General features: G+C 68.9%; 19 protein-coding genes and 5 pseudogenes. 15 read left to right on the top strand and 9 right to left on the bottom strand.

Annotated features, from left to right (window positions below):
- The coding region (locus ACNPQM_RS20710; protein ID WP_418085192.1) for an IS110 family transposase at window positions 1-842 on the bottom strand (842 nt) is incomplete at its 3' end.
- A 439-nt stretch (window positions 843-1,281) separates the two neighbouring features.
- Here ACNPQM_RS20710 and ACNPQM_RS20715 point away from each other — a divergent pair.
- Entirely contained in the window at window positions 1,282-2,496 is a 1,215-nt protein-coding gene (locus tag ACNPQM_RS20715) for an IS110 family transposase (protein WP_418085193.1), read from the top strand.
- 123 nt (window positions 2,497-2,619) lie between these two features.
- Here the strand turns inward: ACNPQM_RS20715 and ACNPQM_RS20720 are convergent, their stop codons facing one another.
- Both ACNPQM_RS20720 and ACNPQM_RS20725 read right to left on the bottom strand, forming a co-directional pair.
- On the bottom strand, window positions 2,620-3,087 hold the full coding sequence (locus ACNPQM_RS20720) for an SRPBCC family protein (RefSeq protein WP_418085194.1): 468 nt from the start codon (window positions 3,085-3,087) through the stop codon (window positions 2,620-2,622).
- 211 nt (window positions 3,088-3,298) lie between these two features.
- A pseudogene (locus ACNPQM_RS20725) lies at window positions 3,299-3,460 on the bottom strand (ATP-binding cassette domain-containing protein); the annotation flags it as partial.
- Window positions 3,461-3,644: 184 nt separating this feature from the next.
- Here ACNPQM_RS20725 and ACNPQM_RS20730 point away from each other — a divergent pair.
- From ACNPQM_RS20730 to dpgD, 4 genes and pseudogenes are all read left to right on the top strand, one after another.
- Window positions 3,645-4,073 (top strand): cold-shock protein, encoded by a 429-nt coding sequence (locus tag ACNPQM_RS20730; RefSeq protein WP_418085195.1) that lies wholly within the window; start codon window positions 3,645-3,647, stop codon window positions 4,071-4,073.
- 349 nt (window positions 4,074-4,422) lie between these two features.
- A pseudogene (locus tag ACNPQM_RS20735) lies at window positions 4,423-4,974 on the top strand (MBL fold metallo-hydrolase); the annotation flags it as partial.
- Between the two features lie 94 nt (window positions 4,975-5,068).
- Window positions 5,069-5,530, top strand: a pseudogene (locus ACNPQM_RS20740) (enoyl-CoA hydratase/isomerase family protein); the annotation flags it as partial.
- Window positions 5,527-6,333 (top strand): enoyl-CoA-hydratase DpgD, encoded by an 807-nt coding sequence (gene dpgD, locus ACNPQM_RS20745; protein ID WP_418085268.1) that lies wholly within the window; start codon window positions 5,527-5,529, stop codon window positions 6,331-6,333. The pseudogene ACNPQM_RS20740 and the gene dpgD, both read left to right, overlap by 4 nt.
- A 270-nt stretch (window positions 6,334-6,603) precedes the next feature.
- On the opposite strand, the gene ACNPQM_RS20750 is transcribed toward dpgD, so the two are convergent.
- Entirely contained in the window at window positions 6,604-7,935 is a 1,332-nt protein-coding gene (locus tag ACNPQM_RS20750) for an endonuclease domain-containing protein (protein ID WP_418085196.1), read from the bottom strand.
- Between the two features lie 566 nt (window positions 7,936-8,501).
- Between ACNPQM_RS20750 and ACNPQM_RS20755 the strand changes: the two genes are divergently transcribed.
- Entirely contained in the window at window positions 8,502-9,179 is a 678-nt protein-coding gene (locus ACNPQM_RS20755; RefSeq protein WP_418085197.1) for an HdeD family acid-resistance protein, read from the top strand.
- A gap of 562 nt (window positions 9,180-9,741) precedes the next feature.
- Here ACNPQM_RS20755 and ACNPQM_RS20760 read toward each other — a convergent pair.
- A complete protein-coding gene (locus tag ACNPQM_RS20760) occupies window positions 9,742-10,479 on the bottom strand; it encodes a VOC family protein (protein WP_418085198.1) in 738 nt (245 codons plus the stop codon).
- A gap of 233 nt (window positions 10,480-10,712) precedes the next feature.
- On the opposite strand from ACNPQM_RS20760, the gene ACNPQM_RS20765 reads away from it, so the two are divergent.
- Complete coding sequence (locus ACNPQM_RS20765; protein WP_418085199.1) at window positions 10,713-11,183, top strand: aldo/keto reductase; 471 nt, start codon at window positions 10,713-10,715, stop codon at window positions 11,181-11,183.
- Window positions 11,184-11,312: 129 nt separating this feature from the next.
- Here the strand turns inward: ACNPQM_RS20765 and ACNPQM_RS20770 are convergent, their stop codons facing one another.
- Window positions 11,313-12,200, bottom strand: coding sequence for a helix-turn-helix transcriptional regulator (locus tag ACNPQM_RS20770; protein ID WP_418085200.1), 888 nt, complete (start codon window positions 12,198-12,200; stop codon window positions 11,313-11,315).
- Window positions 12,201-12,433: 233 nt separating this feature from the next.
- Here ACNPQM_RS20770 and ACNPQM_RS20775 point away from each other — a divergent pair, with 233 nt between their 5' ends.
- The 4 genes and pseudogenes from ACNPQM_RS20775 to ACNPQM_RS20790 all read left to right on the top strand — a co-directional run.
- Window positions 12,434-13,450: a zinc-dependent alcohol dehydrogenase family protein gene (locus tag ACNPQM_RS20775; protein WP_418085201.1), complete on the top strand. Its 1,017-nt coding sequence runs from the start codon at window positions 12,434-12,436 to the stop codon at window positions 13,448-13,450.
- 63 nt (window positions 13,451-13,513) lie between these two features.
- Complete coding sequence (locus ACNPQM_RS20780; RefSeq protein WP_418085202.1) at window positions 13,514-13,678, top strand: hypothetical protein; 165 nt, start codon at window positions 13,514-13,516, stop codon at window positions 13,676-13,678.
- A gap of 64 nt (window positions 13,679-13,742) precedes the next feature.
- Complete coding sequence (locus ACNPQM_RS20785) at window positions 13,743-14,063, top strand: carboxymuconolactone decarboxylase family protein (protein WP_418085203.1); 321 nt, start codon at window positions 13,743-13,745, stop codon at window positions 14,061-14,063.
- 39 nt (window positions 14,064-14,102) lie between these two features.
- Window positions 14,103-14,333, top strand: a pseudogene (locus ACNPQM_RS20790) (cupin domain-containing protein); the annotation flags it as partial.
- A gap of 252 nt (window positions 14,334-14,585) precedes the next feature.
- On the opposite strand, the gene ACNPQM_RS20795 reads toward ACNPQM_RS20790, so the two are convergent.
- Entirely contained in the window at window positions 14,586-14,879 is a 294-nt protein-coding gene (locus ACNPQM_RS20795; protein ID WP_418085279.1) for a hypothetical protein, read from the bottom strand.
- Here ACNPQM_RS20795 and ACNPQM_RS20800 point away from each other — a divergent pair.
- The 3 genes and pseudogenes from ACNPQM_RS20800 to ACNPQM_RS20810 all read left to right on the top strand — a co-directional run bounded on the left by ACNPQM_RS20800 (window position 14,779) and on the right by ACNPQM_RS20810 (window position 16,871).
- Window positions 14,779-15,849 carry an MFS transporter gene (locus ACNPQM_RS20800; RefSeq protein ID WP_418085269.1) on the top strand — a complete coding sequence of 357 codons (1,071 nt, stop codon included), beginning with the start codon at window positions 14,779-14,781 and terminating at the stop codon, window positions 15,847-15,849. The genes ACNPQM_RS20795 and ACNPQM_RS20800 overlap by 101 nt on opposite strands.
- Before the next feature lie 81 nt (window positions 15,850-15,930).
- Window positions 15,931-16,092 (top strand): annotated as a pseudogene (locus tag ACNPQM_RS20805) (transposase family protein); the annotation flags it as partial.
- Window positions 16,093-16,292: 200 nt separating this feature from the next.
- Window positions 16,293-16,871 (top strand): GNAT family N-acetyltransferase, encoded by a 579-nt coding sequence (locus tag ACNPQM_RS20810; RefSeq protein WP_418085204.1) that lies wholly within the window; start codon window positions 16,293-16,295, stop codon window positions 16,869-16,871.
- Between the two features lie 163 nt (window positions 16,872-17,034).
- Here ACNPQM_RS20810 and ACNPQM_RS20815 read toward each other — a convergent pair whose 3' ends face one another.
- Entirely contained in the window at window positions 17,035-17,286 is a 252-nt protein-coding gene (locus tag ACNPQM_RS20815) for a hypothetical protein (RefSeq protein WP_418085205.1), read from the bottom strand.
- A 167-nt stretch (window positions 17,287-17,453) separates the two neighbouring features.
- On the opposite strand from ACNPQM_RS20815, the gene ACNPQM_RS20820 reads away from it, so the two are divergent.
- The gene (locus tag ACNPQM_RS20820; protein WP_418085206.1) at window positions 17,454-18,134 is read left to right on the top strand and encodes a phosphatase PAP2 family protein; all 681 of its coding nucleotides are present in this window, start codon (window positions 17,454-17,456) and stop codon (window positions 18,132-18,134) included.
- Window positions 18,135-18,141: 7 nt separating this feature from the next.
- Here ACNPQM_RS20820 and ACNPQM_RS20825 read toward each other — a convergent pair whose 3' ends face one another.
- Window positions 18,142-19,515 carry a glutamate-1-semialdehyde 2,1-aminomutase gene (locus tag ACNPQM_RS20825; protein WP_418085207.1) on the bottom strand — a complete coding sequence of 458 codons (1,374 nt, stop codon included), beginning with the start codon at window positions 19,513-19,515 and terminating at the stop codon, window positions 18,142-18,144.
- Window position 19,516: the final 1 nt, after the last annotated feature.

Consider the following 19,516-nt stretch of genomic DNA (forward strand, 5'->3'; position numbering starts at 1 on the left):
CGGTCGGACGAGTGCACCAACGCCACCGCGTCAGCCCGGAACTCCGCCGGATACCTGTATGTCCCCACTCGGGACCCCTCTTCTCCCTGGACCACCCATGATCCAGCCTCCGAGATGTCCACGATCAGGGGGGAGGCCCCGACAGCCTCGGCTATCCGCTTTTGGAGTTCGTCGATCTCCTCGGTCAGGTGCCGGATGCGGCGGGCCAGCAGCCTCAAGGTGTGACGGGCGGCCCCGGCCGGCCCGCTCGCGTGCTGGGTGTCGAGGTTGGCACACCGCTTGAACAGGTGAGGGTTGCTCAGCCCGGCCAACGACTCGCGTAGGGCGGAGTCAGCTGAGACCAGGACGCTCTTGAGCTGGTTGATCGCCTGGGTCCTGGACTTGATGGCGGACCCCTTCGCCAGCTTGAACAGGCGGAGCATCTCGACTGGACCGTCGCCGGTCTTCGCCGCTGCGGTGGCGCGTCCGGTCAGCACGGCGCGGGCGGCGGCCTCGGCATCGATGGCGTCGGTCTTGCCGTGGCGGCGTCGGGCGGCCTTGTCAGGCTGGTTGACCTCGGTCACTTCGATGCCCTCGGCGCGCAGGTGACGGGTCAGAGCGGCTCCGTAGGAGCCGGTGCACTCGACGCCGGCCCGCCTCAGCACGCCGAATGACTGTGTCCAGTCGAGGAGTTGCCGATAGCCATCGGCGGTCGCGGGGAAGCTGCGACCGTCCAAGGCGGCGCCGAGCACGGTGATGACGGCTGCGGCGTGGACATCCTTGTGAGTGTCCACGCCGAGCAGGACGTCCTCGGCGACTGCTGGAACGTGACATGGGGCGGTGGACTGCGTGATGCTGGTCAAGGTTGCCTGCCTCCTGATCGCCTCGGGAACCGGTGGCCGTCGCCGGGCCGGCGGTGGTCAAGACTGTGACGGTGCCTGTCGCGAAGGCGCCTATCGGGACACATCCCCTGCCCGGCGGCAGCGATTACCGCCCCGAGCAGTGGCTGACAGATCAAACTCAAGGCACCAGGGCCAGTCGTATCGCGAGTCAGGCCACCGCCCGGAGCGGCACCTGAACATCCTCCTTACCTTCTTACTTGGGTTCGTCCTGGTCCTTCGTATGATCGGGAGGCCCAGGGGTTCCGGGTGTGGCTGCCATCCTCATGCCGTTGGTGTGGCTCACTGTGATTGGCCGCCCGGAACCCCGCGACGACTCGGCCGCTCATTGGGATGCGCGAACTGGATCGCTGTGTAAGGACACGTCGGCGAGGTCGTCTGCTGGGACATGTGACGGACGGCGATGGAGGTGGACGTGCCCAGACTGTGGGCCGGTACGGACGCGGGCAAGGCAGAGCATCACTGCACGGTGATCGACGCGAATGCCCGAGTGCTGCTCTCGCGACGCGTGGCGAACAATGAGCCCGAGCTGCTTGAGCTCATCGGCGACGTGCTCGGCCTGGGCCGAGACGTGACCTGGGCGGTCGACCTGAACTCCGGCGGGGCCGGGCTGCTGATCGCGCTCCTGGTCAGCCACGGGCAGACGGTCCTCTACATTCCCGGACGCACCGTTCACCACGCCTCCGGAGCCTACCGGGGCGACGGGAAGACGGACTCGAAGGACGCCTTCATCATCGCCGACCAGGCCAGGATGCGGCATGATCTGCAACCGCTGGCCGCGGAGGACGAGATAGCGATGGACCTGCGGATCCTCACCGGGCGCCGCTTCGACCTGACCGCCGATCGCACCCGTGCCATCAATCGTCTGCGGTCCCAGATGCTGACCTACTTCCCAGCCCTGGAACGCGCCTTCGAGTACAAGACATCGAAGGGGGCACTGGTGCTACTGACCGGCTTCCAGACCCCGGCCGCCCTGCGCAGAGCCGGCAAGTCGCGTCTTGCCACCTGGCTGAAGAATCGCAAGGTCCGCAATTCCGCGGCCATCGCGGCCACCGCACTGGAGGCCGCCGAGTCCCAGTACACCGCTGTCCCTGGCGAGAAGATGGCTGCCGCGATGGTGGTCCGTCTGGCTAAGGAGGTGATGGCCCTTGACGAGGAGATCGCTGACACCGACCGGCTCATCGAGGGCCGGTTTCGCGAGCACCGGCACGCCGAAGCCGTCCTGAGCATGCCCGGCATCGGCACCCTGCTCGGCGCCGAGTTCATCGCCTTGACCGGCGGGGACATGGACGTTTTCGGCAGCCCCGACCGGCTCGCCGGCGTCGCGGGACTCGCCCCCGTTCCCAGGGATTCCGGGAAGGTCAGCGGCAACCTGCGCAGGCCGCACCGCTACAACCGACGACTCCTGCGGCTCTTCTACCTCTCCGCCCAGGTGGCAGCCCGCTGCTGCCCCGTCTCGAAGACCTTCTACGACCGCAAGAGAAGCGAGGGGAAGAACCACAAACAGGCCGTCCTTGCCCTCGCCCGCCGACGCCTGAACGTGCTCTGGGCCCTCATACGAGACCATCGGACGTTCGAGGTCGCCCCACCTCAACACACCGTCACAGCAACACCATGACGCGATCACGAATCGTCAGCCACCCGGCTTGACAACCTGATTGGGAATCACAGTCGTATCGGGCTGCGACGGCACGGTGCCTGGTGAGCCGGTTGGCTGGCCCCCGGTCGCAGCCGACCTGAGTCAGCCGGCCCCTTCGACGTAGGACGCCAGGTTGGCCAGTGAGGAGGCGATCCCGGCCTCGTGTGCCGCTGGGTCGATGCCGGGTGGCACGTCCGTGGCGGTGACGGTCACCTCGGTCCCGTCACCGGCGGCAGCAAGGTGCCAGGTCATCGTCATGGTGCCCGCGTACGACGGGTCATCGGCCTCGAACACCGCTCGCTGCACCACGCGCTCCGGTGGCACCAGGTCGGCGAACGCGACATTGACGACATCCGTCGCATCTGAAGTCTTGCCGGGGCTGTCGGTGGGGTCGAGGTAAGTGAGGACCATCCGGAACCCGCCACCGGGCCGGGGATCCCACCGCTCGACCTGTCCGCGCATGCCGTCCGGCGGCAACCAGGCCTCGAGGGACTCCCGGTCGACGAGGGCGCCGTAGACAGTCGCCGGTGGTGCGGCGATCACCCGGCTGGCGCGGTCGGTCCTGTCCATGGCCCGAGTCTAGGGCCGAGGAGGCTCTCTAGGCCCATCCTCATCGAACGACAAAGAAACCAGCGCCAGGCGTCAGGACGGGACCAACAAGCTGCATGACACGCCGATCCACAGGTCTTGAGTATTCCTCTCCCAGGTCTGCTGGTAAGCCTTGTCAGACCATTGGGCGGGTAGCCGCAGGAAGGCGCGGTTGTTCCGATCGTTCCATACTGAGCAGCGTCGACTTACCGCTGCCCGAAGGCCCCATCACCGCCACCGCTTCACCGGCACGAATCTCCAGCGACACACCGTCGAGAGCGACGGAGTCGCCGAATTCCTTGCGCACTTTGTCGAGCTGTACGACGACCTGCTCCGAGCTGCCTTCAATGGTCATGGAAAAGACGCTAGAGGCTGCAGGACGAACCGGTCATCAATTAGGGGAAGTTACCTCCCGGCCGCATCAGCCCGGGGATGTAGGTCCGGCGACGGAGCATACCTCGCGGGGTGGATCCGGTGGAGCTACGATCCGGCGAGTGGTGTCCGGGCAAGGGGCCCGGTCCTGTTGGGGGTTGGTTGGCATGGTTGCCGGACGTGTTGTGCGGTTCGACGGAAACCGGGGTTACGGGTTCATCGCTCCCGAGGCGGGCGGTGAGGACGTCTTCCTGCACGTGAACGATCTGCTCATACCCGAGTCGTACCTGCGCCCCGGGCTCGAGGTCGAGTTCGAGGTGGAGGAGGGGGACCGCGGGCCGAAGGCCTCCTCCGTGCGGCTCGCGCATGGGGCCGAGGCGCCGCTCGCCGTCCCGGCGCCGACCCGGGCCGCGCCTTCGGCGAGGAACTTGGCCACGGAGGACCCGACGTGCGACGTGCTCGATGCGGAGGAGTTCTCCCGGGAAGTCACCGAGCTGCTGCTGAAGGCCGGTCCGCGCCTGACCGCGGAACAGATCCTGGAGATCCGGCACGAGTTGCTGAAGTTCGCCGAGAGCCACGGCTGGACCGAGGACTGATGGCGCGCCGCACAGCGCGGCAAGGAGTGACAACGGAATAGCCCACGGTGCCCGATGGCGCCGTTCAACTGAGTTGGTGCGTCAGTTGAACGGCGCCGTCGCCATTCCCACGGGGTTGTTCGGGTTGTTCTGCACACCGGCCGCACGTCATAGTGCTGCGGGCAAGCACGGCCTTTGCCGAGGCGCGTGATCGCGACGGTGCCCTTGTCTCCAGATTTCGCTCGGTCATCCAGGAAGGTGGGGTACATATGGCTGATGAGCCGTTGTTTCTTCGGTCGAAGGCGATAGTCGAGCCGCTGTGGACCGCTTTTACGCGTGGTTCCACACCGTTGCTCCGGTACAGGCGTCGATGAATCTGGCATTTCTACAGGTGCCGATGCTCGAGTCCTATCTGCAGTCGCCGCAGGTGCATATCGCGGCCAGCCACAATCCGGAACTGCGCGGCGGCTTCTTCGTCAACATCGGCGAGGAGCAGAGCGACCAGGTGCGGCAGCTCCTCGACGACATCAAGCGGGACCGGGCCGACATGCTGCGGCTCGCCGACGCGATCGCCCAAGGCCAGGAACTGCTGCGGGCGAACGCCACCGGCTTCGACCTCACCCCGCTGTACCCGAAGCTGCCCGCCGAGCTCGGCGGACTGGTCGAGCTGGCGTACGACACCGACAACCAGGCGGCGGTACGGTTCATCGAGCCGCTGGTCTACCAGAGCCCGGTGTACACCGAGGCCAGGCAGTCGGTGCAGCTGTCGCTGGAGCCGGGCGTGGAGCGGCCGTTCATCCTGAGCACCCCGCGCCTTCCCTCGCCGGACGTCCTGGAACTGCAGATCCCCTTCCGCCACCCCGGACTCGAGGCGCTGTTCAAGGCCCGGGTGAACCCGACGACCCTGAGCCGGCTGCGTGAGGAACTGGAGCTGAACGACGCTCAGGCGGCGCAGCTCACCGGCCTGCTGAGCCCGACGCCGAGCGTGTCGAAGGACCGCCACATCGACGGCGGCGTGGGTCGCCGCGGTCGACACGTTCGCCATCGGCGGCGGCATGCAGCTGCTGTTGGTCTTCGACCACGTACTGGCCGCGTCCGACGCGTACCTCAGCCTTCCCGCCGCCCGCGAGGGCATCGTGCCGGGAGCCGGGAACTTCCGGCTCGGGCGGCACACCGGGCCCCGGATCTCCCGCCAGGTGATCCTCCAGGGACGCCGGATCTGGGCGACGGAACCCGACGCGCGTCTCCTCGTCGACGAGGTCGTGGAACCCGGGGACATGGACAGCGCCGTCGAAAGGGCGGTCGAGCGGCTCTCCGCGCCCGCGGTGCCCGCCAACCGCACCATGCTCAACCTGGCCGAGGAGCCGCCGGGGGAATTCCGGCGCTACATGGCCGAGTTCGCGCTGCAGCAGGCCCTGCGCCTGTACGGCGAGGACGTCATACAGAAGGTGGGCCGCTTCGGCGGTGGTGCCTCGTGACGGAGACTCCCGGCGGTCCCCGCGTCCGCTACGAGAAGAAGGGCCACGTCGCCCACGTCACCCTCGACCGTCCCCACGTCCTGAACGCCATGGACACCCGGATGCACGAGGAACTCGCGGTGATCTGGGACGACGTCGAGGCCGACGACGACGTCCGGGTCGCGGTGCTCACCGGAGCCGGCGACCGCTCCTTCTCCGTCGGACAGGACCTCAAGGAACGCGCCCGGCTCAATGCGGAGGGGGCCCCGCCGACGACCTTCGGCAGCCGGGGCCGGCCCGGCTGGCCCCGGCTGACCGAAAGGTTCACCCTCTCCAAACCCGTGGTGGCCCGGGGCAACGGATATGCCCTCGGGGGCGACTTCGAACTCGTCCTGGCCTGCGACATCGTCATCGCGGCCCACGCCGTGTTCGCGCTGCCCGAAGCACAGCTCGGACTGGTTCCGGGTGCCGGCGGTGCGTTCCGGCTGGCGCGCCAACTGCCGCTCAAGGCCGCGATGGGGTACCTGCTCACCGGGCGTCGGATGATCGCGGCGATGGCCCAGCACTTCGGGCTGGTCAACGAGGTCGTGATGGCCGACCAGCTCGACCGCCGTGTCGAGGAGTGGACGAACGACCTGGTCCGCAGCGCCCCGATCGCGGTACGCGCCATCAAGGAAGCCACCCTCGCCTCCCTCGACATGCCGCTCGAGGAGGCGTTCACCGCCCGGTACACCTGGGAGGAGAAGCGCAGGGACAGCGACGACGCGGTCGAGGGCCCACGCGCCTTCGCGGAGAAACGCGACCCGGTCTGGTCCGGCCGCTGATCGCACCACCAGCCGCCGCCGAGGCCCTCGCAGGACCCTTGAAGGCTCCGGCGGCGCAGCGTCCCCGACAGGCGAGGCTGATCGGACGGAACGCGACGGTCCGTTGCAGTGACCCGTTCCCGGCGCCCTCGGTGACAAGCAGCGCCGATTTTGTGACGCGCACTGTGCCGTGGGACTCTGCTGCGCATTTCGCTGCGGCGTGCGGGGTGACCGTGTCGGGCGCCAGCAGCTGCGAGGTGACGGTGAGGTGTCAGGTCTCTGGGTGCCCGCTCAAAACAGTGCCAGGTCCTCGCCGCTGGTGTCCGCGATGACTGGCCGGAACTGGGCAGGGAGGCCGTCCAGGCGGTCAGGTCCGGCCGCGGCGGCCATGGCGGGGGCCGTCTCGGCCAACCAGGCACGAAACCGCTCGGCGGCTTCGCGGTAGGGGACTCGCGCCAGGACACGGTGCTCGCCGGACGGGCAGAAGTCGACGGCGACAGTTAGCAGGCAGGAACGGGGCGCGTTCTGACTGCCCGTCCAGGACACGCGCAGGACACCGCAGGGCTTGCGCCCGCGGGGGGCGCGGTGGGTCGGGCGCAGCGATCGGCAGGCTATATGGGCGGTCCATGCGGCGAGGTGCGGCAGGGGCAGAGTGGTGCGTGCGCGGCAGCCGGGGCAGCGGTGCCAGTGGCGGAGCCAGTCGTCGGTGTCGGTGTGGAAGAGGCGTGTGTAGCGGTTCGCCACGCGGATGTCGTTGCTGTACAGGTGGTCGGGGCGTTCCTGTGTGTTGCAGGACTGGCAGACGGGGGCGCGGACGTAGCCGTGTTCGTGGCAGTGGTCGAGCACGGTGGCTGGCGCGGTGCGGCAGACGGCGCACGCCCATCCAGCCACCCTGCGGGAGGTACCGGGCTTCCTGCTGAGCACCGAATACAGCTGGCCTTCCAGCTCTTTGTTGTACGGACGCAGGGAGGCGGTGGGGCCCTCGGGGCTCGTCTTCTGCCGACCGCCGGGGTCTCGGGCCTGCCGGGGGTGGGAGGGCGGCTCGGTGACGGCTGTGCTTGCCTGGCGGGTCCGTGCGGCTTGCACCCACTGCGTTTCGGCGTGCTCGGCCGCGTCCAGCAGCCTGACCACAGCACGCGGCAGCCACCACGTGCGCTGCGTCCCGTCGCGGGTCTGCTCCACGAGCATCTGTCGCCAGTCGATCCCCGCCAGATGGTACGGCCGGCCGACTGCCCGCTCGGGGCCGTCCAGCTCCTGCAGTTCCCCCATGATGCGCTGGCGCCAACGCAGCGGCGTTTCCTCGTTGCACTCCTGCCTCGGCGCCCCACGAAACGGACCGATGCGGACCAGGTCCTGCCGATCCATCCGAACCGCGTTCAGTTCCGCGGCCGCCCGGCGCACCTCAACCTCCGGAACACTCCATTGACTGTTGCTCACCCTCACCGTCGCCACCACATGGCCGCCGAGCAGGACGTACCTCACCTGGGCACGGGCAGCAGAGCAGGTGAATGCCCCGGAAGCCGTCGGCACAGCACTGTCGGCCGTCAAATCGACCCACAGAGCGTCCGCGGCAACCAGGGTGATCAGGCCGTCCGTGCGACCCGGCATGACACGATACGACATACCGACAGGCTAACGGCCTGCAACGCAGCATTCGAAGGGCCAGCGAACGGGAGACAGCGGGGCCAGAGGAACTGCGACGCTACTGGGACCTGGCCTTCACCCTGCACTGGGAGGCCGCGAGGAGCGCCCCCGAATCGGAGGCCGAACGGTGCGCCGGCGTACTGGCGTGGTGCGGCCGAACTCGTTGACTCGCTGCACCCCGGCATCCGGTGGCCGACGCACGCTGCGCGTGGAGAGCGGGATCACGGTGGCGCCGACCGCCACCTCCGCCCAGTCGGCCAGTCTGCTCGGCCCCACCCGCGCCGGGCTGCTCGGGGCAGGTCACTTCCTCAGTCCCGCCACAGTGTCGTACCACCTTGGCGTGCTGGACCAAGGGGGTCCCGTCGCCCGCCCCCGTTCCAGATGGGCGGTGCTCTATCGCCGCATGCCCGCGGGTTCCCGGCTGGCAGGAACCGGTTGGACACGGCCCGCTCACCGGCCCCGTTCACCGGGCCCCGCGCCTCCGCCGTCAGCCGAGTGGACCGGCGAAGGTGGCGGGGCGCCCGTGCCCGGTACAAGCATGGACCATGACCGACGCACCGAGCGGCTTCCCCCGGGGACCGGAATACAACGACCGCCATGCCCATGCCGCGAGTGACGTGCATGCGCCGAAACCGCCCTCGGGCTACATGGAGCCACCCTTCGAGGGGTTCCTGCACCACCTCTCCCGCACCGCCTGGCAGGTCGTCCTGATCACCGGCATCGCCTCCCTGATCCTTGGGATCGTGATCCTGGCCTGGCCGGGCCCGTCCTTGCTGGTCGCGGGGATCCTCTTCGGCATCTACCTCATTCTCAGCGGCGCGCTCCAACTGGCGGCCGCCTTCGGCACCCACAAGGCGACCTCGCTGCGTGTCCTGGCCTTCATCAGCGGCGCCCTGTCGATCCTGCTGGGCCTGTTCTGCTTCCGGGGTCGCTTGGAGTCGATCCTGCTGCTCGCGTTGTGGATCGGCATCGGCTGGCTGATCCGCGGAATCACCCATACTCTGGCCGCCGTTCACGACCCCACCATGCCCGCGCGCGGCTGGCAGGCCTTCCTCGGCGTCGTCACCTTCATCGCGGGGATCGTGCTGATCATCTCGCCGTTCAACTCGATCGCCGTGCTCACCCTGGTCGCCGGCTGGTGGCTGGTCGCGGTCGGCATCGTCGAGATCGTGACGGCGCTCCGGCTCCACGGCCGTGCGCAGCGGATCCCGCGTACGGTATGAACCCTGTGCAGTGCGTCAACTTCGTGCCGTACAGATAGCCGAGAGGGCGGTTCTCGGGGTCGACACGCTGAACGGTGCGTGCGTCGCCGGCAGATGCCCCATTGCGAGCCCAACCCCGAAGCACCCACGCACCGCTCGTCGGTATGCCTGCCCGCGGCTGCTTCTGGTGCTCGTCGCGCTGGTGCTCGCCGTTGGTGCGCACGCGGAGGCGGTGGAGGGCGACCGTCCCGTGGCGGCCGGACCATGGAGCGGAGCGTCGGTCGTGCGACCTGTTTCTCGATGAGCAGTGCCGGCTTGGGCGGCAGGAGGACGGGGGACGGCGTCCCCGGCCGAGTGCCCGGCCGTGTCGGCTGTCCAGGGTGGCCGAAGGCCAGCACGTAGCGCCGTCGTAGGCGCCGGGGCCGTACGGGCACCGGCGCCTATGACGGCCCGCTCGTGGCCTTCCTGGCGTCCAATGACGCGCCCTGGATCACCACGGGCACCATCCCGTTTCCGGCGGCATGCGCTGACGCCACGCGGTCTTCGCCGCTGACCCGAAAACGGCCGGAGCCGTTGCTCAAGATCAGCGAGGGGCGAGGAGGCAGAACTCGTTGCTTTCCGGGTCGGCCAGAACCGTCCAGGAGATTGCGGACTGGTCGATACCAGGGTCGGTGGCGCCCAGGGCGCGTAGTCGGGCTTCCTCTGCTGCCAGGTCGTCACCGGGGTAGGGGCAGACGTCGAGGTGGACTCGGTTCCACACGCTCTTGGTGTCGGGGGTGCGGAGGAACTCCAGGTAGGGGCCGACGCCTTTGGCGGAGCGCATGGCCGCGTGGTCGTCGGTGACCTCGTGCAGCGTCCAGTCCATCGCCTTGCCCCAGAACCGGGCCATCCCTCGTGGGTCGGTGCAGTCGACCACCACCGCGGCGATCGGCCCGGTGTCCCGGTAGATCTGACGGGGCTCCAGGACGCAGAACTCGTTGCCCTCAGGGTCGGCCATGACTGTCCAGGGGACGTCGCCCTGACCCACGTCGGCGAGCGTCGCGCCGAGATCCTTCAGACGCGCGACCAACTCCGCCTGATGGGCGGTCGAGGTGGTGGCCAGATCAAGGTGCACCCGGTTCTTCACTGTTTTGGGTTCCGGGCGGGCGACGATGTCGATGCAGACGGCCACGGGGTCGGGGTAGACGAAGCCCACGGGTTCGAGGTTGGTCACGCCGGGTCCCTCGCTGTCGACACCCCAACCGAGTGCCTCCGCCCAGAACCGGCCGAGCGCAGAGTCGTCCCGGGCCTTCATATTGATCTGCACGAGTCTTGTTGCCATGCCGCAGATCCTAGAAGCTGCCGCCGGCCTGGGCCGTCGCGATCAGACATGTGCTCGACCCGGTACTGCTCATGGTCGCCCTCGTCGAGACTGTGCGAGTCCTTGTGAACGAAGGCGAGGCCCGACCACGTCGCCCGCATCCGACCGGCCAGTGACACGGAGCCCCAATTTCGACGGCTCGCTCAAGGGCTGTCCTGTAATCCCTGGTCGATCAGCGCGCGGCGTCGGATGCGGTGCATCGCAGGCGGAGGGAGGACGTGCTCCCCACCGTGCGCCGTCACGGCATGGGCACGCTCACCTACAGTCCGCTCTCCGGCGGCTGGCTCTCGGGCCGCTACCGCAAGAACGCCTCCGAGGGCCGCGCCTCCGCGGCGCGCCCCCAAGCCCGCTTCGACATGAGCACCCCCGCCAACCAGCGCGAGCTCGACGCCGTCGAACGGCTCGCCGCCCTGGCGGAGAAGTCGGGCCTCACTCTGATCGAGCTGGCTGTCGCCTTCGTCATCAACCACCCGGGCGTCACCTCGGCGATCATCGGCCCGCGCACCATGGAGCAGCTGGTGGCGTTCCTGCCCGCCGTCGCCGTCACGCTGTTTTCCGACGTGCTCGACGCCATCGACGAGATCGTCGCCCCTGGGGTCACGGTCAACCCGGTCGACAACAGCTACGGCGACTTCGCGCTGCGGGCTGACCAGCGGCGACGCTGACATCATCCGGCCCAAGGCCCGGGGCCGGATCGCCTCCGGGATGGCCCGGGTCTCCTTGCCGGCTCTGGCTCCCTGGAAGAGGCGTCGCCACTCTTCCGGGACTGCGGGCGCGCCGCGGGGAGAAGGAGGTCAGTTCTCGCGCGGCCGCCCGGCGAGAGCTTCCTGTGTCGCGGCCCAGGAGGCGAGCAGGCGCAGGCCCTCTTCGGAGGGTGAGCCGGGTTCGGCCGTGTAGATGGTGACGGTGAGGCCGGGTTCGGCCGCCATCTCCAGGCCCTCGTAGGCGAGGGTGATATCTCCGACGGCCTCGTGGTGGAAGTTTTTGGTGCCGGTGCCGTGGTGGCGGACGTTGTGGGCGCCCCAGCGGGTGCGGAAGTCGTCGCTGCGGGTGGAGAGTTCACCGACGAGGTCGTGCAGCTCCTTGTCGTGGGGGTTGCGGCCGGCCTCGGTGCGCAGGATTGCGACGGTGACGTCGGCGGCCAGGCCCCAGTCGGGGTAGAAGCGGCGGGCAGCGGAGTCAAGGAAGGTGAAGCGGGCGAGGTTCGCCTGGTTGTGGGGGCTCGCGTAGACGTCGCTGTAGAAGGCGCGGGCGAGGGCGTTGGTGCCGAGGATGTCCATGCGGCCGTTGCGGACGAAGGCGGGGCCTGCGGTGATCGCGTCGAGAGTCCACTGCAGGCTCCGGTGCGGGGTCCACTGCCGGGCGGGGCGTCGGCGTCGGGGGCGGGTGAGGGTGTCGGAGCCGTCGGCGGCCTGGGCCAGATGGAGGAGGTGGGCACGTTCGGCGTCGTCGAGCTGGAGGGCGTGGGCGACGGACTCGAGGACGGCGGGGGAAGCACCGGCGAGGTTGCCGCGTTCGAGCTTGGCGTAGTACTCCACGCTCATGTCGGCGAGGGCCGCGACCTCGCTGCGGCGCAGCCCGGGGACGCGGCGCCGGGTCCCGGAGGGCATTCCGGCCTGCTCGGGGGTGATCTTGGCTCGCCGCGAGGTGAGGAACTCGCGGACCTCCTGTTGGTTGTCCACCCTTCGACCGTACGCGCAGCGGGCCGCATGAGGGATGTACTGCCGGTACACCCATCGACGGTGACTGGCTGGCCGCCACCAGGGGCGGTTACCTGGAGGACGTGGCGCTTTCCCCGGCCGTCCGTCGGCGGGGAGGGGGCCGCCCGACCTCGGCGCGGTCGCCTCGCGACCCGGGGACGGTCGTACGCGGACCGCTTACAGCGGTCCTACTTCACGTGAGCAAAGGAACCCTCATGCGCGGCGCAGTGATCCATGCCCCCGGTGACGTCCGCTTCGAGACGCTGGACGAACCGAAGATCCTCCACCCCACCGACGCGGTCATCCGCACGGCCGTCACCTGTGTGTGCGGCTCCGACCTGTGGCCATGGCGTGGCCTGGAGCCGATCGGCGACGCCCATCCGATGGGACACGAGTACGTCGGCTTTGTCGAGGAGGTCGGCTCCGAGGTCACGGCCGTGAAGCCGGGCCAGTTCGTCGTCGGCTCGTTCGCGACCTCGGACAACACCTGCGCCAATTGCCGTAACGGCTTCCCGTCGAACTGCCTGCACCGCGAGTTCATGAGCACTTGCCAGGCCGACTACGTCCGTATCCCCAACGCCCAGGGCACCCTGGTCGCCACGGACGAGGTGCCGGGTGAGGAGCTGTGGCCCGGTCTGCTGGCCGTCTCCGACGTCATGGGCACCGGCTGGTGGGCCGCCGACGCCGCCGAGGTGAAGCCCGGATCCACCGTCGTGGTCGTGGGCGACGGGGCGGTCGGCCTGTGCGCGGTGATCGCCGCCAAGGAGATGGGCGCCGAGCGGATCATCGCCATGAGCCGCCACGAGTCCCGGCAGAAGCTGGCCCGCGAGTTCGGCGCCACCGACATCGTCACCGAGCGCGGCGACGAGGGCATCGCCCGGATCAAGTCCCTCACCGACGGCATCGGCGCCGACAGCGTGCTGGAGTGCGTGGGCACCGCGCAGGCCATGCAGCAGGCGCTGCACTCCGCCCGCCCCGGCGGCAACGTCGGCTTCGTCGGCGTCCCGCACGACGTCGCCATCGACGGGCAAGAGCTGTTCTTCTCCCACGTCGGCCTGCGCGGAGGCCCCGCCCCCGTGCGCCGCTACCTGCCCGACCTCATCGAACGCGTCGTGACCGGCCGGATCGACCCGGGCAAGGTCTTCGACCTCGCCCTGCCCCTCGACCAGGTCGCCGAGGGCTACAAGGCCATGGACGAGCGCCGAGCCATCAAGGCACTCCTCAAGCCCTGACCCCGCACCATTCCGCTTCCGGTGCCGAACGCCCCCTCGCCCCGCTCGAGGAGGACTACCAGCATGACCACGTTCGCTCTCGTCGGTGCCGGTCCCGGCCTGGGGCTGGCCCCGCCCGCCGCTGAGCACGAAGCACGAGCTGCGTCACATGCGCGCCCAGGGCAGCGGAGCGATCGTGAACTGCTTCTCCCCGGGCGGCCTGTCGACGGCGGCTACGTCGCCCAGTGACCACCGAGCCGACGAGCGGCTTCCCCCGGCGGGGCCGACCCGCTACGCATCAAGGAGTGACAGCATGCCCAAGCAGTCCGCGCCCAAGGAGCTGGAGGCGATCGCGCCCAAGCTCGTCGAGGTCACCAACGAGGTGCTGTTCGGTGACGTATGGGAGCGCCCCGGGCTCTCACCGCGCGACCGCAGCCTGGTGACCGTCAGCGTCCTTGCCGCGCTCTACCGCAGCGAACAGCTGCCCTATCACCTGGGCGTGGCGATGGAGAACGGCCTGAGCGTCGAGGAGCTCTCCGAGGCCATCACCCACCTGGCCTTCTACGCCGGCTGGCCCAACGCCATGACCGGGATCAACAAGCTCAAGAAACTCACCGATGAGCGCGACGCCTGACACCCGCACGCCACTTCCCCGCAGCCGCACAGCAAGGACACCGACGGTGTCGGCCTCGTCGGCACCCGTGACGGCGACGTCGTACGCGTCAGCGCCGGCCAGACCGTCAAGTGCCCGCCCGGTGAGGAGCACTGGCACGGCGGCACCGACACCACCCTCATGGCGCACATCGCCATGGTCGTCGGCGATGCCGACCGCGACGGCACCACCTGGCTGGAACCCGTGACCGACGAGCAGTACGCCGCAGCGCTCGCCACCACCACCCGCTGAGGGCCGCTGGGACGGTTGGAGCTGAGCCTGTCCAGGTGAGGGGCGACCGTGCCCCTCACCTGAACTTGTACGGACCGGGAGTCCCGGTCCTGCCCCATGGTCCGGGACGCTGATCCGCTCGTAGCAGCCGCTGCTGATCGGGCCGACACCTTTCCGATGACGCATTGAGCGGACTGCGGCCACCCCTCACTGGTTGGGGGCTGATTGTTGGTGTCGGGAATCTGCCAGAGGATGGTGCCCGTTCCTGCTGGACTAGTGGTCACACGCTGAATGTGATGTCCAACTCAGGACGGGATTCATGTCCACAGCAACCACCGCTTCTGTCCAAGCTCCTGCACCGCCGGATCGCTCGGCTTCGGTTTCCTGGCTGGCTGTGATTTCGGTGATGCTGGGGATCTTTTCGATCGTCACCACTGAAATTCTGCCGATCGGCCTGCTGACCTCGATCGGATCGAGTTTCACCATCTCGGACGGAATGGCTGGTCTCATGATGACCATGCCAGGATTCCTGGCCGCAGTTTCAGCCCCCTTGGTCACGGTGGCCACGGGGCGTATCGACCGGCGGGTCATGCTGGGTGTGTTCATCCTCTTGCTGGCGCTGGCCAATTTCCTGGCCGCCATCGCACCGAACTATTGGCTGGTCCTGGTCTCCCGCGTCATGGTGGGGGTCACCATCGGCGGCTTCTGGTCCATCGGAGCCGGGCTCGCCGGCCAGTTGGTGCCTGCCGAATCCGTGGGCCGCGCGACCTCGGTGATCTTCTCTGCGGTACCGCTCGGCTCCGTACTCGGGGTACCGCTGGGCACGTTCATCGGTGACATCGCGGGCTGGCGGACGGCGTTCCTGGTCATGGGCGGCTTCACGCTGGTCGTCCTCGCCCTGCTGTTCCTGGTCGTTCCGCCGCTCCCCTCCGACCAGGCGACGCGCCTCGACGTCCTCGGCGGCATGCTCCGGAGCGTCAACACCCGCTTCGCCCTGGTGATGACCTTCCTCGTCGTGCTCGCTCACTTCGGCACGTACACGTACGTCACTCCCTTCCTGGAGCAGGTGACCCGTGTGAGTTCGGCTCTCATCACGGTCTATCTGCTCGTCTACGGAACAGCCGGAATCGCCGGCAACTTCCTCGGCGGATCAACTGTGGGGCGCTATCCGCGAGCGACTTTCGCCGCGGCCGCCGCGTTGATCGCCGGTGCGACCCTGCTCCTCCCGGTCCTCGGCCGGTCGGACGTGGGAGCGGTAGCACTGCTGATCGTCTGGGGCGTCGCGTACGGAGCCGTGCCGGTCTGCTCGCAGACCTGGTTCGCCAAGGCTTCGCCCGACTTCCCCGAGGCGTCCTCTGTCCTCTTCACCGCCTCCTTCCAGGCCACCATCTCCATCGGAGCCCTGGTCGGAGGGGCCGTCCTCGACCACTCCTCGCCCTCGACAGTCATGGTGCTGGGCGGATTGGCAGCTGTCCTGATGGTGCTGGTGGCCTGGGCCCACTGGGCGGGGAGGCTCCCCTGGCCCAAGGCTTCATAGCCACACCGTGTCAGGTACAGCCATCCTCCTCGGCACGTGCCCCACAGCGTTTGCCTTCTCGTCGGGTCGCGCCGCCTCACCGATCCCTTCGGGCGGCTGCTGTGGGCCTCACCCGCATTGCCTGGCTCCACCCACGACCTGACCGTCGCCCGCACCCACGGCATCGTCGAGGTACTCACCTTGGCCGGCCGCAAGTGCTGGGCCGACAAGGCATATCAGGGCGCCGGCGGTTTCATCCGGGTGCGAATGGCCGCAGTCGCCTGCTCCGAGCTCACGGTCCCGCCTGGCACAGGTTGTCGACCGTCCACGGGCGTCCGGCTACGCCCTCTGGGGCGCTCGGTCGCGCCGATGAGCGGACACGTCTGCCAGCCCGCCGAGAAAACCCGTTGCGAGTGACCCACATCGGATGTCTGATTGATCGGCCACCGATCAGGGGAGGGAACATGAGGACGTCGCTGCTCACCCCCTCGTTGCACACCGCGCGCCTTCGACTGCGCGCCTTCGAGGACGCGGATGCGAACGACCTCTTCGCGTTGCACAGCAGCGCCTACGTGCTGCGCTACTGGGACGCGCCACCGTGGAGCGAACGCGTGCGAGCGGAGAAGTTCATCACGGCTTGCCGGCAGATGGCACAGGAGGGCACCGGGGCGCGGCTGGCCGTAGATCGTGTCTCCGACGGGGCGTTCATCGGCTGGTGCAGCCTGAACAGGTGGAATCCGGAATACCGCAGCGCGTCGCTTGGCTACTGCTTCGATGATGCAGCGTGGGGCCACGGCTACGCGACCGAGGCCGCGCGCGTTCTGCTGCGGTGGGCATTCGACACGCTGGACCTCAATCGCGTCCAAGCTGAGACCGATACGCGCAACGTGGCTTCTGCCCGCGTGCTGGAGAAGCTCGGCTTCGTGCGTGAAGGGACGCTGCGGGAAGACTGTGTCGTCAACGGCGAGGTCTCTGACTCGTGGGTCTACGGGCTGATCAGGCGGGAGTGGCAGCCGTCGTCCGAGCCGGTTCCCGCCCACTGAGTTCCGTCGCTTTCCGACGGGACATTCGTGGCCGTTGGTGAGCAAGGCCAGTTCACGGGTGGGGATGTGAGGCAGTGGCCGACGAGGTGATCCGGAACCAAAATTCGCGGAGCTTTGACCCGCGGACTATCCAACGGCGGTTTGCCGCGACCGCATTGTATTGTCAGTTCTCGTGGGCGCGGCATCGCGGTAGCGGCGGGGGCGACATGGCGTAGGTCCCGACGCGGGGAGGTGCATCGCATCTGTCGGGATGGTCTGCCACGGTGTGCGGCGGGTAGTGCACGCGCTCATCGGCCCGCGCGGTGGTGGTCGCGACCATGCCGTTTCGGATCTGCCCGCGGGAGCCGGGGTACTGACGGGACACATAGGCCGTGGCGTGCCCGGACTTACGGTCACCGGAGTCGTCCGGGAACAACGCCCCGCCGTCGTGGGGCGCGGTCGGAAACAGGAAGGCGCTGATTCATGGCTGCCCACCGGTCCGATGAAGGGCCGCACCTTCACCCTGCCTCAAGAAGTCAAGACCCGGAACACCATCCACCGGTCACGGCAAACCATCGCAGGTCGACCGGACGCGGTGGGAATGTGACCGGCCGGCCGGCGCCCGCGGTGCTGCCCCCATCGCTGCGCGCGTGGCTCGGGCTGATCGCGGCCCTCGCCGCGCTGGTGGTCGTCGTGCTCGGGGTCCTGTACGCCGGCCACAGCGAGCCCGGCAGCGTGGACGTGTGGATCCAGTCGGCGGCGGACGGTGTGCGGTCGCCGTGGCGGAACATCGCCCTGGCCATGAACTTCTTGGGGGAGCCCATGGGAGCGGCGACGCTGGTCGTGGCCACCGTGACGGGCTGCCTGCTGCTTCGGCTTCCTCGCGCAGCGGTGCTCATCGTTGCCGGCGTCGCCATGGCCGTGGGGGCGGCGACTCTACTGAAGCACCTGGTGGGCCGCACCATCCACGGCGACAACCTGTCCTACCCGAGCGGGCACACCGCCTTCCTCACCGGGCTCGCCCTCGTGGTGGCGCTGCTCGCGACCGGCCTGCTCGGCCTCGGCAGGACGGCCGGCACGTTACTCGTCCTCGCCGCGGCGCTGGTTGCCGGCGCCGCCATGGGCTGGGCGCAGGTCGCCCTGGGCGCGCACTACCCGACCGACGTCCTCGGCGGCTGGTGCACCGCGCTGGCGGTGATTCCGGCGACCGCGTGGCTGGTCGACCGGATGGCTGACCGGCTGGTCGATGGGATGGCCGACGCCGGTCGGCGGGAGCGTCGCTGACGTCACGTCACGCCAGGCGGCGGAATACGGGCTTCACCGGTCGTCCGGCCAGCCAGGGGGTGGGATCTGCGGCGTCCAGTGCCTTCCGGTACACCGCACACGCCTGGGCCACCACGGCGACGGTGTGATCGATGTCGGCGTCGCTGAGCGCGCTGCTCACCACGAACGACGGGGCCAGCACCCCGCCCGCGAGGAGCCTGCGCAGGAACAGGGTGCGGTACTGCTGCGACGGCTGCCGGTTCTCGTCGAGGGTGGCGAAGACCAGGTTGCTGGCCCGGCCTTTGACGACGATGTGGTCGCCGACGCCCATGCCCGCCGCGGCGTCGCGGACACCGGCGGCCAACCGCTCGCCGAGGGTGTGGAGCCGCGCGGTGACGCCCTCTTCGACGTAGGTGGTGAGCACGGCCATCGCGGCGGCCAGCGAGTGCGTTTCCGCACCGTGCGTGGTGGACAGCAGGAACACCCGGTCGCCGGAGTGACGCAGCCCGCCCCGCTCCATCAGATCGCGGCGCCCGGCCAGCGCGGAGATGGCGAACCCGTTGCCCAGTGCCTTGCCGAACGTGGAGAGGTCGGGGACGACGCCGTACAGGCCCTGGGCGCCCGCCTCGGACCAGCGCAGGCCGGTGATCATCTCATCGAAGATCAGTAGGCAGCCGTGCCGGTCGGCCAGCTTGCGCAGGCCGGCGAGGTACCCGGGAGTGGGGTCTTCCCTGCTCGAACGAAGTTGAGAGCTTGGGGAAGGCTCGGTGTGACCGGCAGGTTCGAGGATCAGACAGGCGACCTCGTCCTGGTACCGGGTTAGCAGCTCCTCCGTGGCGGCCAGGTCCCCGTAAGGGAACGCCACGGTGAGATCGGTGGTCGCCGCCGGAATACCGGCGGACATCGGCGTGGTGCCGATGAACCAGTCATCGACGGAGAAGAACGGATGGTTGCCGCAGATGGCCACCCGCGGGCGCCCGGTGACGGCGCGGGCGAGTCGCACTGCGGCGGTGGTGACGTCGGAGCCGTTCTTCGCGAACTTCACCATCTCGGCGGTCGGCACCGTGGCCAGGAAGCGTTCCGCGGCCTCGACCTCCACGATGGACGGCCGTACGAAGTTGCTGCCGCGGTCGAGTTCCCGCCGCACCGCCTCGATCACGCGTGGGTGGGCGTGGCCGAGGCTGACCGACCGCAGGCCGGAGCCGTACTCGACGTAGCGGTTGCCGTCGATGTCCCACACGTGGGCACCGCGGCCGTGGCTGATGACCGGGGCCAGGTTCTCGGGGTACTGGTCGTCGCCCTTGGCGTAGGTGTGTGCGCCTCCGGGGATCATGGCGTGCAGCCGTTCGTTGGCGGCCCGCGAGCGGGGCAGGAGGAGTTCTTGGGTGTCTTCGGTTGGCACG

This window comes from Streptomyces sp. NPDC056231 (genome assembly GCF_048270745.1).
In the GTDB taxonomy this organism is placed as follows: Bacteria; Actinomycetota; Actinomycetes; order Streptomycetales; family Streptomycetaceae; genus Streptomyces.

What these genes read in the sequence shown, in the direction of transcription:
- ACNPQM_RS20715 (WP_418085193.1), top strand. Translation starts at nt 1,282, where the DNA reads ATGGAGGTGGACGTGCCCAGACTGTGGGCCGGTACGGACGCGGGCAAG.
- ACNPQM_RS20720 (WP_418085194.1), bottom strand. Translation starts at nt 3,087, where the DNA reads ATGGACAGGACCGACCGCGCCAGCCGGGTGATCGCCGCACCACCGGCG.
- ACNPQM_RS20730 (WP_418085195.1), top strand. Translation starts at nt 3,645, where the DNA reads ATGGTTGCCGGACGTGTTGTGCGGTTCGACGGAAACCGGGGTTACGGG.
- ACNPQM_RS20750 (WP_418085196.1), bottom strand. Translation starts at nt 7,935, where the DNA reads ATGTCGTATCGTGTCATGCCGGGTCGCACGGACGGCCTGATCACCCTG.
- ACNPQM_RS20755 (WP_418085197.1), top strand. Translation starts at nt 8,502, where the DNA reads ATGACCGACGCACCGAGCGGCTTCCCCCGGGGACCGGAATACAACGAC.
- ACNPQM_RS20760 (WP_418085198.1), bottom strand. Translation starts at nt 10,479, where the DNA reads ATGGCAACAAGACTCGTGCAGATCAATATGAAGGCCCGGGACGACTCT.
- ACNPQM_RS20775 (WP_418085201.1), top strand. Translation starts at nt 12,434, where the DNA reads ATGCGCGGCGCAGTGATCCATGCCCCCGGTGACGTCCGCTTCGAGACG.
- ACNPQM_RS20780 (WP_418085202.1), top strand. Translation starts at nt 13,514, where the DNA reads ATGACCACGTTCGCTCTCGTCGGTGCCGGTCCCGGCCTGGGGCTGGCC.
- ACNPQM_RS20785 (WP_418085203.1), top strand. Translation starts at nt 13,743, where the DNA reads ATGCCCAAGCAGTCCGCGCCCAAGGAGCTGGAGGCGATCGCGCCCAAG.
- ACNPQM_RS20810 (WP_418085204.1), top strand. Translation starts at nt 16,293, where the DNA reads ATGAGGACGTCGCTGCTCACCCCCTCGTTGCACACCGCGCGCCTTCGA.